We start from the raw sequence: 13,021 nt of genomic DNA, 5'->3' as shown, positions 1-13,021 counted from the left end.
TACCGATGACCCTAGTCGGCGGCGAATCCCCAGCTCACGGCCGGGCTCAGAATCCGCGCAGCCGATCCGGGGTGATGCGCACCGCGACCGAATAGTCGGCGTGGAACTGCTCCTCGGTCATCGACAGCGAGGCGAGTCCTTCGGTGTATTTCGCGGTGAACTCGGCGACTTCCGCCGGTGTCGGCCCGGCTTCATCGATCCGCGCGGTGCCGGTGAGAACCACCACATCGCCGCCGGTCGCGGTGCTGTTGAGATGTAGCGAAACCCGTGGATTACGGGCGATATTGCGCAACTTCGGCTTATCGGCCTGGCTGAAGATCAGGAATTCACCGTCGCGCCATTGGAACCACACCGGATTCGGCTGTGGTGTCCCGCTGCCGCCGACGGTGGTCAGCCAAATGACATGCTCGCGTTCCAGGCGGTCAGCGACCCTGGCACCGAATGCGGTGCCGGTGTCGACGACGGGCGTGGCGGAGCGCTCGGATTCGGTGGTCGTCATTGCTGTGCCAACGTCGACACTCGATCGACGATTCCCCGTCGGCGCAGTTGCACTGTGGACGGTTACGGCTCGGGCATTCGTCCAGTACCACCTCTGTCCAGCGCGGCGGCGACAGCCAACAGTCCTCCCTGAGGAGGCCTACTTCCAATACGCACGGGATTTGATGGCGCTTTTCGGCAGCCCGTGCGTGGTCCTGAGTGCCTGGACGATCGAGCGCGTGGTGTGGCCGTCGCACGCGACCCAGGCGAAAGCGTCCTTCGGGCACGTCATTTCATTGGCTTGTTCGCGCAGCAGTCGGCCGTTGTCGATCCGCTGCACCCATTTCACCTGGTGGTGCGGCTTATTGCGGACCGGGAGACCGGTGTCGGATTCGTATTGCCATTCCAGCCAGACCCGGGCCGGGACATCGTCGATGGCGTCGAGCAGCGAATTGACGGCGGGCAGCGATGCGGTGTCGCCGAAGATGACGAACTCGCTCGGGAGCGGATCGGGCAGGTGGAAGTCCGAGCCGAGCACCGACGCATCGATCTGGTCTCCGACGGCCGCCTTTTGCGCCCACATCGAGGCGGGCCCATGGTGTACCGCGAATTCGATCGAGAATTGGTTCGCGTCCGGATCGGGATCGACCAGCGTGTAGCCCCGTTGGTGCTCGCGCTCACCATTCGGAATCCACAGCCGCACCCATTGCGTCGGATGCACCGGATGATCGGCGAGTAGTCCGCCCGCATCGAATCCGAGCCGCATGTACGTATCGCTGATGTACTCGGTCGAGGTCACCGTGAGCCGGTAATCCTCGGCGCGCCAGGCCTTCAGCATCAACCCTTCGAAACCTCTACCCATGCGAATTAGGTTAGCCTAAGCACTCTGTTTCAACCTAAGGTAAGCCTATGCAAAGCTGATAATAGGAAGTTAGGTTACCCTTGGTACCGCCTCAGATCGATCGCAGGAGAACCGTGGACACACTATTGGTGGTCGGAGCCGGGCCGAAAGCCCTTGCGGTGGCGGCAAAAGCGCATGTCCTGCGGAAATTGGGGTTGGCAGCGCCGCGGGTGATCGTGGTCGAGGCGCATGCCGTCGGCGGCAATTGGCTGCCGAGCGGCGGCTGGACCGACGGGCAGCAATTTGGGCGGTCGCGACACTGCTGTTTCGAGCGCCCCGCAAGCAGTCGCCAGCGGCGGCACCGGTCACCGAAACCAGCCAGCCGTCGGCCGCCGCGGCGACCGAATCCACTGTCCCGAGGACCAATTCGAGATCGATCGCGCGCGCCACCCACTGCAGATATTTGGCCCAGCCATGCGGCGGGCTCGGGCGGCCGCGATCGATCCATTCGGCATAGGTGCCGTGTTCGACCAGGAACGAGGTCCAGCTGTAGGCCATCATCGCCTCGTCGATGGCCCGGTTGCGCCCGCGCGCCAAGTCGAGTGGTACGGGAACCCGATGTCCTTCTCCGGACTGGTACCGAGCCGGGGAATACCTCATCATCGCCGAACTCGTGGCGGCGGTCGACGAGGCGGTGGCGGCAGGCGTGACCACGACCATCGGTGACACCTTCGGTGCGGCAGTCGAGGCGAACAGCGATGACGGCCAGCCCGATACAGCACAACCAGCAGAACCTGATCAGCACCGACATGCCGCGATGAGCGTATCCGGCCTCAGCTCGGACGCGCTGGCCGCATCGGGCGCGGCATGGAAGCAGTCGCAATGAGGGGCGACTCCTTCCGAGCCGTTGGCCCGATGCGGGGCGATGCGATGACCGTGGGCCGAAAGGTGTTGCGATGACTGTGGATCGGAGTCGTCCGGCCGACATCGAGGATGTACTCGCGGCCCGCTACAGGAGGGGCTGTTGTCGTTGGCGCGGTTGGCCGCCGACGGAGTTGATCTGTACACGATGCAGTTCGTCATCGATATCGGCGGTCCGATCGACGTGCCGATGCTGCGCCGCCCCCGAGGCGATGCTGGAGCGGCACGCCAACCTGCGGGCCGCGTTCTGGGATAAGGATCTACCCGAGCGTCATCGCCACCCCGCTACTGCAGACCATCGCCTGGTCTGTGGGGCTCGCCCTGGTCTTCGGTGTCTTCGCGGTGCGCGGCTACCGCAAGGCCGCCGAGAGCTGAGAAGTCCACTGAATGAAACCATTAGTTGATAGTTGCATCAGCTAACTATATAGTTTCCTGAGGTAACAATCTGCAAGGGGCTGCCGTGACGATTCCATCCGCCGATCTCGATCTGGGTGATGTTCAGACCATTCGCCGTCGCCTGCGCTACGACCGGGATCACCCGCACTACAAGTGGATCGTCCTGACCAACACCACCCTCGGTGTGCTGCTCAGCGCGGTCAACGCCTCGATCGTGCTGATCTCGCTGCCCGCGATCTTCCGCGGTATCGGACTGAACCCGCTGGAAGCGGGCAATGTCGGCTACCTGCTGTGGATGCTCATGGGCTATCTGCTCGTCACCGCGGTGCTCGTGGTGATGTTCGGGCGGCTCGGCGACATCTTCGGCCGCGTCAAGATCTACAACCTCGGGTTCGCGGTGTTCGCGGTGACCTCGGTCGCGCTGTCCTTCGATCCGTTCCACGGTGGAACGGGTGCGGTGTGGATCATTGTCTGGCGCGTGCTGCAGGGTATCGGCGGCGCCATGCTGACGGCCAATTCGACGGCCATCCTGACCGACGCCTTCCCGGCCAAACAGCGTGGTACCGCACTCGGCATCAATATGGTCGCCGCGGTCGCGGGATCGTTTCTCGGTCTGATCATCGGCGGCGTGCTGTCCGAATGGGACTGGCGCGCGGTGTTCTGGGTCAGCGTGCCGATCGCCGTCATCGGCTCGATCTGGTCCTACCGCTCGTTGCACGAGGTGGGCACGCGCACCAAGGGCAAGATCGACTGGGCGGGCACCATTGCCTTCGGTCTCGGCCTCACCGCCCTGCTCACCGGCATCACCTACGGCATCCAGCCCTATGGCGGCCACCCCACCGGCTGGTCCAACCCCTGGGTGCTCGGCGCGGTGCTCGGCGGCATCGCCCTGCTCGCGGTGTTCTGCGTGGTGGAGACCAAGGTCGCCGAGCCGATGTTCCAGCTGTCGCTGTTCCGCAATCGCGCCTTCGGTCTCGGCAATTTCGCCAATCTGTTGGTTTCGATCGGCCGCGGCGGCATGCAGTTCATGCTGATCATCTGGCTGCAGGGCATCTGGTTGCCGCTGCACGGCTACGACTACGAATCGACGCCGCTGTGGGCCGGTATCTATCTGTTGCCGCTGACCGTGGGATTCCTTGCCGCCGGGCCGGTTTCGGGTTGGCTGTCGGACCGCTACGGATCGCGCCGGTTCACCACCGGTGGCGCCACGCTGGCCGGGCTCACCTTCCTGCTGCTGCTGGTCATCCCGGTCGACTTCAACTACTGGGTGTTCGCCGCGATCGTGCTGCTCAACGGCATCGGCTGCGGATTGTTCTTCTCGCCGAATACCGCCGCCATCATGTCGAGTGTGCCCGCGTCCCAGCGCGGCGCGGCCTCCGGTATGCGCGGCACCCTGTTCAACGGTGGCAATGCGCTGTCGATGGGAATCTTCTTCTCGCTCATGGTCGTCGGCCTGGCCGCCAGCCTGCCCTCGGCACTCGACAGCGGTCTGCGCGCCCAGGGCGTATCCGCGGGCGCCGCATCCCAACTCGCCGACCTGCCGCCGGTCGCGAGCTTGTTCGCCGCCTTCCTCGGTTACAACCCGATCCAGGAATTGCTCGGCCCCAGCGGCGAATTGGCCAAGCCGGGCGTCCATGCCGACACCCTCACCGGTCAGGAGTTCTTCCCGCATCTGCTCACCGGACCGTTCCATTCGGGTCTGATCGTGGTGTTCGTCTCGGCCGCCCTCATGATGTTCCTGGCCGCCGCGGCCGCGTACTTCGCGGGCGACAGGTACGTCGAGGAGGAACCGGCCGAACTCGCCGAGGCCGACGAACTCGTCGCGGCACGCTGAGTCACCGTTGATGCGTGACGCGCCCGGACTCTACTGGCTGGGCCATGAACTCGATGCCGGTCGTGCCCATGGTGGTGATCGTCGGATTCGTCGTGCCTGCTGGACCTGGGCCGCGGCATGGCCTCGAATCTCCGGTGGTCGAACTATTTCGCCGCGTTGGCGAAGGCTGGTTCGAGTTTGTGCAACAGGTAGGGCACCGACAGTGCGGTCGGCTGGCTGACGGCGCTGAACTCCTGCGCCGTGAGCAAGACCACCGCACCCTTGCGCACCGCGGGCAGATCGGCGTATCCGGGGAGCTGCCGGTACATGTCGTCCATACCGGGGGAGTAGCCCGCGAGCAGCAGATCGACGGTGAGCTCGTCGACCCGCTCCGGCGACAGCGCGAGCCGGCCCTGATTCGACGGTTGATCGGTGAGATTCTTCGGGATGGTCAGTCCTAGCTGGGTGAAGATCTTGCTCGACCCGTCGTTCGGATCGGTCAGCACCATCAGCTGTGCCGGGCTGGCCAACCAGGTGCTCGCGAAGGTCTTGCCCTTCAGTCCCGGATCGGCCTGGCCGATGGACTCCACCTTCTTGTCTACATCGGCGATCACACGCGTCGCATCGTCTGCTCTGTGCAGTACCTTGCCGAGCGTGGTCACAAGGTCCTGCCAGGGTTGGATCGATGCGGAGGTGAGTGCGGGCAGGGTGGGGGCGACCTTCGACAACTCGTCATAGGTCTTCTGGTCGGCCAGAAATCCGTCCACCAGAATCAGATCCGGCTCCAGCGCCGCGACCTGCTCGGCGATATTGCCCGTGGTATTCAATGCCTTGGCCGATTCGAGCGACTTCGGCTCCCACGCCGGGGTGCTGTTGGATACCGAGGCGACATTGTCGACATAGCCGACCGGGGTCACGCCGAGCGCCAGCGTCGAATCCAGCCACTGATTCCCCAGCGTGACAACCCTTTTCGGGGTGCGCAGTACCGTTGTCGTGCCGCGCGCGTGTGCGATGGTGACGGGCGCGCCACCATCGGATCCCGCGTCCTTGCTCGACGGCCCACAGGCGGCGATACCCAGCGTCAGCGCACCGGCCAGCACGGCAATCGCCGCCTGCTTCCAGCCGCGAGACGTCCGAACAGACTTCATGTCAGCCTCTCCTTCCTTGAGGAATTCCTCGACTTCGACTCCCTTCGATCCGCAAAAAAATAGGTCAGCCTAACCTGCATTGACCGCCGCGCCGCCTCGGCTTGTCGCTTGCTGTCACGTCATCTGTTATTAACCTATTGAACGTACCGCTATCTAGCGGTACGTTGAACGGTGTCGCTAAATGATCCTCTCGTCCGGGAGGCATCGACGTCGAATCCGTGAGCACGCGGGTCTTCGCACGACTGACGCATACCGAATTGAGGTTAGTTCCGATGAATCACAAGAGTTCCGCCGGACGCGTCCGGCCTATGATCGCCCGTATCGCCATCACCTCCGCACTGGCCCTGGCCCCGATCGCCGCGGTAGCGGGCCCGGCCCTCGCCGATACGACCGATGCCCAGGGCCCGGCCATCGTGCTGGTGGATCAGGCCGACGACATCCACGGCCATGGCGGCCGGGGCCACGGCGGCTGGGGCCACGGCGGCTGGGGCCACGGCGGCTGGGGTGGTTGGGATGGTTGGGATGGTTGGGATGGTTGGGGCCACCGTGGCGGGCCCGGTTACCCCGGCGGCTGGTTCGGCTACCCGAGCTGGCCCGGCTATTTCCCCATGCCCTCCACCGGCAGCGCCTTCTGACCCTGTCGCTAGGCGGCGAAAGTAATACCCTCGAAGCGCTTCCCGCATGGATAAGCCCGGCCATAGTGGCCGGGCTTATCCACATCCATCCGACGCCCCGCACCGCCGGAGAAGATCGCCGGTCGATCACTGCCGCAGACCTGGGCTCTCGACATGACGAATGGATAGGCTTCCTTATGACGATCGAGCCGGCCGGCCATCTGCCGCATGAGATGACCGAGGAGCAGTACCGTCTCCTGCCCGAGGACACGGCGCGCGAGATCGAGGTCGTCCACGGACATGTGATCGTCTGTGAGTCGCCGGTGCCAGAGCACAATCGTGTGGCGCGCAGGCTGGCCGGTGCCATGGAGCAGCTGCCGAGTACCGAGCCGTGCATTCGAGTCGAGACCTATATCGACGTAGTGCTCTGGCGAGTACCCAAATTCACGTTCCGGCGGCCGGACGTCACGGTTTATCGGTGTCTTCCGGAGCGGGGCGCAAAACCGGAGGCCGGTGATGCCCTGATCGTCATCGAGGTTTCTTCGCCGTCCACCGCCGCCGAGGATCTGCTCGACAAAAAGGCGCAATACGCCCGCGCAGGCATTCCGCTCTATCTGGTTATAGCTCTCGATACCAAATATGAGATCGAAGAGGTCCGTGAGTTCCGGCTCGACGCGCACGCCGCCGAATACCGCCTGCACCGGTTGCATCGCGACGGATTCGTGCAGCTCGAGCACGTCGTACTGGGGGAGATCAGTTTCGCTGACCTGGTTCGGTAACGAACCAGCCCGGCGTGGACCGGGCTGGTGCTAGGCAGGGTTCAGAGGGTGATGCGCCGGTTTTCCGGGAGGAAGAGTTTGTCGCCGTCCTTGACGGCGAAGGTGTTGTAGAACTGGGCGATATTGCGAACGATCTGGTTGCAGCGGAATTCGTTGGGGGCGTGGACGTCCTGGAGCAGGCTGATGGTGGACTCTTCGGTCTGCTTTTCGCGCCAGCTGCGGGCGTAGGAGAAGAACATCTGCTGGTAGTCGGGGTCCATACCCTCGCGCTTCGCGGCGATGCGGTAGGCCTCGACGGCGATTTGCAGGCCGCGCAGATCGGCGAGATTCTCGCCGACGGTGAGTGCGCCGTCGACGTGGTATTTGGGATCGAGGCCCTCGGGGACCAGCACATCGAATTGCTCGATCAGTTGTTTGGTCTTGGCCTCGAAGGCCGCCAAGTCCTCGGGTGTCCACCAGTCGCTGCGATTACCGCTGGCGTCGTATTTGCGACCCTGATCGTCGAAGCCGTGGCCGATCTCGTGGCCGATGGTCGCGCCGACCGCGCCGTAATTGACCGCGGTGGTCGCGTCCTTGTCGAAGAACGGCGGCTGCAGATACGCGGCGGGGAAGGTGATCTGGTTGCTGGTGCGTGAGTAGTAGGCATTGACGGTCTGCGGCGACATACCCCATTCGGACTTGTCGACCGGAGTGCCGAGCCGGTTGAACGCCTTCGTGGACTCGAAAGCGTTGACGGCGCGTAGGGATTCGACCAGCTTGCCCCGGGTGATCGTCAGTGCGGAATAGTCGTCCCACTTATCCGGATACCCGATCCTGGCTTCGATCTTGTCCAGCTTGATGATCGAGGCATCCCTGGTCGGCTTGGACATCCAGGTCGAATTGGTGAAGTTCTCCCGATAGGCGGCCATCAGATCGGCCACCATCGCGTTGGCTCGATCCTTGGCCGCCGGCGGAAAGTGCTTCTCGACATACAGTTTGCCGAGTTGGTCGCCGAGATTGTCATTGACGACGCCGACGCCGGACTTCCAGGTCTGCGGCCGCTCCTCCAACCCGCTGAGCACCTTGCCGACGAATTCGAACCGCGCGTCGCGGATCACCTTGGGCAGGAATCGGGCGAACTCCGCGACCACGTTGACCCGCAGGTACTCCCGCCACAGCGCGATATCGGTATCGGCCCACAGCTGCGCGGCCGCCGTCACGAACGACGGCTGCGCGACCACCATCTTGTCGAACAGCGAGCGCGGCCGATCGGTATTGCCCGCCAGCCACGCATCCCAATCGAATTGCGGTCCGAGCGCGACCACATCGTGCCAGCTCATCACGTTATAGGTGGCATCGGCATCGCGATTGCGCACGCTGTCCCAATGTGCTGCCGCGATCTTGGTCTCCAGATCGACCATGCGCTGCGCGATGCCCGCCGGATCGGCGAACCCAGCGCCCGCGGACATTTTCTCGAGATAGGTCTTGTAGCCGGCGAGCTGTTTGGCATATTCCGGCTTGCGGTAGTACTGCTCGCTCAGCGCGATACCGGACTGGCTGATGGTCGGGATATAGGCATTAGAGTCCTTGCGATCGATGCCGATCCCGATGGCGATCAGTCCGGCGATCGGCAGCTGCGCCATCACCTTGGCCAGATCCGTTTTGGTCGCCGCGCCATCGATCTTGGCGAACAGATCGGTCAGCGGTGACAGGCCGAGCGTTTCGAAGGCGGCCTCATCCAGCCGCGCGTCATAGAGATCGCGAATCTGCTGTGCCTCCGAGCCTGGCTTGGGATCCGTGATGCCCTCGATGATCTCGCGCAGCTGATCCAGCGTCCGGTCGCTCGCATCGGTGATCGCGCCGACCGCGGCCTTATCCGGCGGCAGCTGGTACTCCCGCAGCCACTTGCCGTTGACGTGCCGGTACAGATCGTCCTGCGGCCGGATCGCCGGGTCCGCGCCGCCCAGATCGACTCCGATGAGCTGCGCCGTCTGCGCATCCTTCGCGCAGGCGGTCAGGGCGACGGCCGCGGGCACCACCCCGAGCGCGACCAGGAAGGCACGACGGTCCAGCTGACCGGGACGACCGGTTGATGTCACGAGGGAATCCTCTCCCGATGCGGTCCCGCCGCATCCTCGTCAGGTGCGATAGTGCAGGTCCGAGGCTACCTGTCTGCGGCGTTGCCGGCCTGTCGGATCACAGCGAGACGCGCTGGTCTTCGGGCAGGTACAGCTTGTCGCTCGGCTCGACCGCGAACGTGGTGTAGAACTCGTCGATATTTCGCACCACCTGATTGACGCGAAACTCATTGGGTGCGTGCACGTCCATGGTGAGTCGCAATTCCCGCTGTTGCGTCGTCGACTTGTCCCGCCAGATGCGCGCCCAGGACAGGAAAATCGTCCGGTGGTCCGAATTGTCCCGGCCATCGCGTTTGTCGGCCATGCCGAGGGCGGCCAGGGCGATGCCGAGACCGCGCAGATCGGCGAGATTCTCCCCGACCGTAAGCGCACCGTCGACGTGATTGCTCGGATCCAGACCTGTCGGGACCAGCGTGTTGTACTGCTCGATCAACTGTTTGGTCTTGGTTTCGAATGCGGCGCGATCTTCCGGTGTCCACCAGTCGCGCAGATTGCCGTCGCCGTCGTAGCGCGAACCCTGATCGTCGAATCCGTGCCCTATCTCGTGCCCGATGACCGCCCCGATCGCGCCGTAATTGACCGCGACTTCGGCGTCGGAGTCGAAGAACGGCGGCTGCAGAATGGCTGCCGGAAAGGAAATCGAGTTGGCACTCGGGTCGTACATGGCGTTCACCAGCTGCGGCGGCATACCCCATTCGGACTTGTCGACTGGGGTACCGAGTCGCGCGAATTGGCGCTCGAGCTCGAAACTCTGGGCAGCGCGGACCGATTCGATCAGTTTGCCACGGGTGATGGTCAATCCGGAGTAGTCGATCCAGTGGTCCGGATAGCCGATCTTCGTGACGATCTTGTCGAGTTTGGCGATTGCGGCCTGCTTGGTCTGTGGTGACATCCAGGTCGATTCGGTGAAGTCGGCCCGATAGGCGGCCATCAGGTCGGCGACCATGGCCAGCGCCCGCTCCTTGGCCGCGGGCGGAAAGTGTTCGGCCACATAGAGTTTCCCGAGCTGCTGGCTGAGATTCGCGTTGAGGGTCGCGATACCTTCCTTCCACGGCTCCTGGCGTTCGCGCAATCCCTGCAATGTCTTGCCGACGAAATCGAATTCGGCATCGGCGATGGCCTTGGGCAGCAGCGATGCGAAGCGTTTGACCACCGCGATGCGCAGATACTCCCGCCAGGCCGCGATATCGACCTCGGCCCAGAGCTGTCCGGCCGCCGTTACGAACGACGGCTGGCCGACCACCACCCGGTCGAACAGTGCGCGTGGTCGGTCGGTGACACCGGCCAGCCAGGGCTCCCAGTCGAATTGCGGTGCGAGCGCGGTCAATTGGGCCCAGCTCAGCGGGTTGTAGGTGGCATCGGGATCGCGCAGCCGCACATCGGCCCAGAAAGCCGCGGCGATCCTGGTCTCCAAGTCGAATACGCGCTGGGCGGTGCCCGTGGGATCGGCGAAGCCCGCTCCGGCGGCGACGTGCTGCAAGTAGGTCCGATAGGCGGAGCATTGCCCGGAATATGCGGGCTTGCGGTAGTACTGCTCATTCATGTTGGGATCGATGCCGGACTGGTAAACGGTGCCGACGTATTCGCTGGAATTCTTCGGATCCGGCCCGACAGCCAATGCGATCAACCCGCCGATCGGCAGTCTGCCCATCACCCGGGCGAGATCCGCCTTATTCGCCGCGCCATCGATCGCGGCGAACAGATCGGCCAGCGGGGTGAGGCCGAGCCGCTCGATCTCGGCCTGATCCAGCCGCGCGTCGTAGAGATCGCGGATCTGCTGTTCGGCGGATCCGGCCCGCGGATCGCGGACGCCCTCCACGATCTCCCGCAACTGCAGTTCGACGCGATCACCGACCTCGTCGAAGGTGGTGAAGGACGGCTTGTCCGGCGGCAGTTGGTACTCGCGCAGCCAGCCACCGTTGACGTATCGGAACAGATCGTCCTGCGGCCGAACCGTCGGGTCCTGGCCCCGCATATCGACCCCGGTCAGTCGCACCGACCGCTCCTGCGAACAGGAGACGAGCGCGGTGGTGGCCGGAATCACACCGAGTGCGATGAGAAAGGTGCGACGACCGACCCGGATGGAACGCGCGGACGAACTCAAAGGGACCCCTATTCGGAAAATGATGCGGAATGTGCAGTTCATCTGGTGGTCTTGCTGGTCCCGAGGGTAGTAACGGGACAGCCGGCGAGCACTTAGCCGCGCGGGTTTCACAGCGGAAGTTCAGCCTGCGACGGCGCGACCCGATTTGGGGCCGACCTGGGCATTCACCTACACTGAACCGGTTATCTGCGGGAGCTGTGCCCGCAATCCGGCCGCGAACCCCCAGTGGTTGATCCATCCGATCGAGAAAACCGCTGGCAGGCGCGCGTTCGGATGGTGACACGACCATGCCCGTCGGGTCGGCAATCCGGCGTGCGTATACATCCAGGTCAAGGAGGCTGAAGTGATTCAGCAGGAGTCGCGACTGCGCGTCGCCGACAACACGGGTGCGAAGGAGATCCTCTGCATCCGCGTTCTCGGTGGTTCGTCGCGTCGCTATGCCGGCATCGGCGACATCATCGTCGCCACTGTCAAGGACGCTGTCCCCGGCGGCAATGTCAAGAAGGGCGAGGTCGTCAAGGCCGTCGTCGTGCGCACCGTCAAGGAGCGTCGTCGCCCGGACGGTTCGTACATCAAGTTCGACGAGAACGCGGCCGTGCTGATCAAGGCGGACAACGACCCGCGTGGCACTCGTATCTTCGGCCCGGTCGGCCGCGAGCTGCGCGAGAAGAAGTTCATGAAGATCGTTTCGCTGGCCCCGGAGGTGCTCTGACATGAAGGTGCACAAGGGCGACACCGTGCTCGTCATCTCGGGTAAGGACAAGGGTGCCAAGGGCAAGGTCATCCAGGCCTACCCGAAGGAGAACCGGGTCCTCGTCGAGGGCGTGAACCGGATCAAGAAGCACGTTGCCAACTCCACCAACCAGCGTGGTGCCTCGTCGGGCGGCATCGTGACCCAGGAAGCTCCCATCCACGTGTCCAACGTGATGGTCGTCGACTCCGACGGCAAGCCGACCCGCGTCGGCTACCGGACGGACGAGGAGAGCGGCAAGCGGGTCCGGATCTCCCGTAAGAACGGGAAGGACATCTGACATGACCACCTCTGAGCAGACTCAGCCCCGCCTGAAGGCGCGCTACCGCGCCGAGATCAAGGACGCGCTGAACAGCGAGTTCAACTACGCCAACGTGATGCAGATCCCGGGCGTGGTCAAGGTCGTCGTGAACATGGGTGTCGGTGACGCCGCGCGCGACGCCAAGCTCATCAACGGCGCGGTCCGCGATCTGGAACTGATCACCGGTCAGAAGCCCGAGATCCGCAAGGCCACCAAGTCGATCGCGCAGTTCAAGCTGCGTGAGGGCATGCCGATCGGCGCGAAGGTCACCCTGCGTGGCGACCGTATGTGGGAGTTCCTGGACCGCCTGGTCTCCATCGCGCTGCCCCGTATCCGCGACTTCCGCGGTCTGTCGCCGAAGCAGTTCGACGGCAATGGCAACTACACGTTCGGCCTGAGCGAGCAGTCGATGTTCCACGAGATCGACGTGGACTCCATCGACCGTCCGCGCGGTATGGACATCACCGTGGTGACCACCGCGACCAATAACGAAGAAGGCCGTGCCCTGCTCAAGCACCTCGGCTTCCCGTTCAAGGAGAACTGAGCACATGGCTAAGAAAGCACTGGTCAACAAGGCCAACAGCAAGCCGAAGTTCGCCGTTCGCGCCTACACCCGCTGCCAGCGTTGCGGTCGCCCGCACGCGGTGTACCGCAAGTTCGGCCTGTGCCGCGTGTGCCTGCGCGAAATGGCGCACCGCGGCGAGCTCCCGGGCGTGCACAAGAGCTCCTGGTGAGCTTGCGCTCTTTGTGAGCGCATCC

At 64.0% G+C, this 13,021-nt stretch carries 13 protein-coding genes and 2 pseudogenes; 9 read left to right on the top strand and 6 right to left on the bottom strand.

Features of this window, described 5'->3' with window-relative positions:
- Positions 1 to 46: 46 nt before the first annotated feature.
- Complete coding sequence (locus AB0L63_RS07315) at positions 47 to 499, bottom strand: TIGR03667 family PPOX class F420-dependent oxidoreductase (RefSeq protein ID WP_364496007.1); 453 nt, start codon at positions 497 to 499, stop codon at positions 47 to 49.
- Between the two features lie 138 nt (positions 500 to 637).
- Complete coding sequence (locus AB0L63_RS07310) at positions 638 to 1,339, bottom strand: siderophore-interacting protein (protein WP_364496005.1); 702 nt, start codon at positions 1,337 to 1,339, stop codon at positions 638 to 640.
- Positions 1,340 to 1,452: 113 nt separating this feature from the next.
- Between AB0L63_RS07310 and AB0L63_RS07305 the strand changes: the two are divergent.
- Positions 1,453 to 1,614, top strand: a pseudogene (locus AB0L63_RS07305) (lysine 6-monooxygenase); the annotation flags it as partial.
- 97 nt (positions 1,615 to 1,711) lie between these two features.
- Here AB0L63_RS07305 and AB0L63_RS07300 read toward each other — a convergent pair.
- A pseudogene (locus tag AB0L63_RS07300) lies at positions 1,712 to 1,965 on the bottom strand (lysine 6-monooxygenase); the annotation flags it as partial.
- A 377-nt stretch (positions 1,966 to 2,342) separates the two neighbouring features.
- On the opposite strand from AB0L63_RS07300, the gene AB0L63_RS07295 reads away from it, so the two are divergent.
- The gene (locus AB0L63_RS07295) at positions 2,343 to 2,495 is read left to right on the top strand and encodes a hypothetical protein (RefSeq protein ID WP_364496002.1); all 153 of its coding nucleotides are present in this window, start codon (positions 2,343 to 2,345) and stop codon (positions 2,493 to 2,495) included.
- A gap of 204 nt (positions 2,496 to 2,699) precedes the next feature.
- The gene (locus tag AB0L63_RS07290) at positions 2,700 to 4,469 is read left to right on the top strand and encodes an MFS transporter (RefSeq protein ID WP_364495999.1); all 1,770 of its coding nucleotides are present in this window, start codon (positions 2,700 to 2,702) and stop codon (positions 4,467 to 4,469) included.
- Positions 4,470 to 4,612: 143 nt separating this feature from the next.
- Here the strand turns inward: AB0L63_RS07290 and AB0L63_RS07285 are convergent, their stop codons facing one another.
- Positions 4,613 to 5,596 (bottom strand): ABC transporter substrate-binding protein, encoded by a 984-nt coding sequence (locus tag AB0L63_RS07285; protein ID WP_364495996.1) that lies wholly within the window; start codon positions 5,594 to 5,596, stop codon positions 4,613 to 4,615.
- A gap of 272 nt (positions 5,597 to 5,868) precedes the next feature.
- On the opposite strand from AB0L63_RS07285, the gene AB0L63_RS07280 reads away from it, so the two are divergent.
- The gene (locus AB0L63_RS07280; protein ID WP_364495993.1) at positions 5,869 to 6,231 is read left to right on the top strand and encodes a hypothetical protein; all 363 of its coding nucleotides are present in this window, start codon (positions 5,869 to 5,871) and stop codon (positions 6,229 to 6,231) included.
- 176 nt (positions 6,232 to 6,407) lie between these two features.
- The gene (locus AB0L63_RS07275) at positions 6,408 to 6,989 is read left to right on the top strand and encodes a Uma2 family endonuclease (protein ID WP_364495990.1); all 582 of its coding nucleotides are present in this window, start codon (positions 6,408 to 6,410) and stop codon (positions 6,987 to 6,989) included.
- Positions 6,990 to 7,030: 41 nt separating this feature from the next.
- On the opposite strand, the gene AB0L63_RS07270 is transcribed toward AB0L63_RS07275, so the two are convergent.
- Entirely contained in the window at positions 7,031 to 9,067 is a 2,037-nt protein-coding gene (locus AB0L63_RS07270) for a M13 family metallopeptidase (RefSeq protein ID WP_364495987.1), read from the bottom strand.
- A 97-nt stretch (positions 9,068 to 9,164) separates the two neighbouring features.
- Positions 9,165 to 11,210, bottom strand: a complete 2,046-nt coding sequence (locus tag AB0L63_RS07265) for a M13 family metallopeptidase (RefSeq protein ID WP_364495984.1) — start codon at positions 11,208 to 11,210, stop codon at positions 9,165 to 9,167.
- A gap of 343 nt (positions 11,211 to 11,553) precedes the next feature.
- Here AB0L63_RS07265 and rplN point away from each other — a divergent pair, with 343 nt between their 5' ends.
- From rplN to AB0L63_RS07245, 4 genes are read left to right on the top strand one after another with little or no spacing between them, the layout of a single operon-like run.
- On the top strand, positions 11,554 to 11,922 hold the full coding sequence (gene rplN / locus AB0L63_RS07260; RefSeq protein WP_040686591.1) for a 50S ribosomal protein L14: 369 nt from the start codon (positions 11,554 to 11,556) through the stop codon (positions 11,920 to 11,922).
- 1 nt (position 11,923) lies between these two features.
- A complete protein-coding gene (gene rplX / locus AB0L63_RS07255; RefSeq protein ID WP_062983172.1) occupies positions 11,924 to 12,241 on the top strand; it encodes a 50S ribosomal protein L24 in 318 nt (105 codons plus the stop codon).
- Between the two features lies 1 nt (position 12,242).
- Positions 12,243 to 12,806, top strand: a complete 564-nt coding sequence (gene rplE / locus AB0L63_RS07250) for a 50S ribosomal protein L5 (protein WP_040731426.1) — start codon at positions 12,243 to 12,245, stop codon at positions 12,804 to 12,806.
- A gap of 4 nt (positions 12,807 to 12,810) precedes the next feature.
- Positions 12,811 to 12,996, top strand: a complete 186-nt coding sequence (locus AB0L63_RS07245) for a type Z 30S ribosomal protein S14 (RefSeq protein ID WP_062983162.1) — start codon at positions 12,811 to 12,813, stop codon at positions 12,994 to 12,996.
- Positions 12,997 to 13,021: the final 25 nt, after the last annotated feature.

Origin of the sequence: Nocardia sp. NPDC051990 (genome assembly GCF_040680755.1) — a bacterium.
GTDB lineage: Bacteria > Actinomycetota > Actinomycetes > Mycobacteriales > Mycobacteriaceae > Nocardia.
The sequence above is the reverse complement of the archived record's forward strand: the minus strand, read 5'-3'. Positions and strand labels throughout refer to the sequence as shown.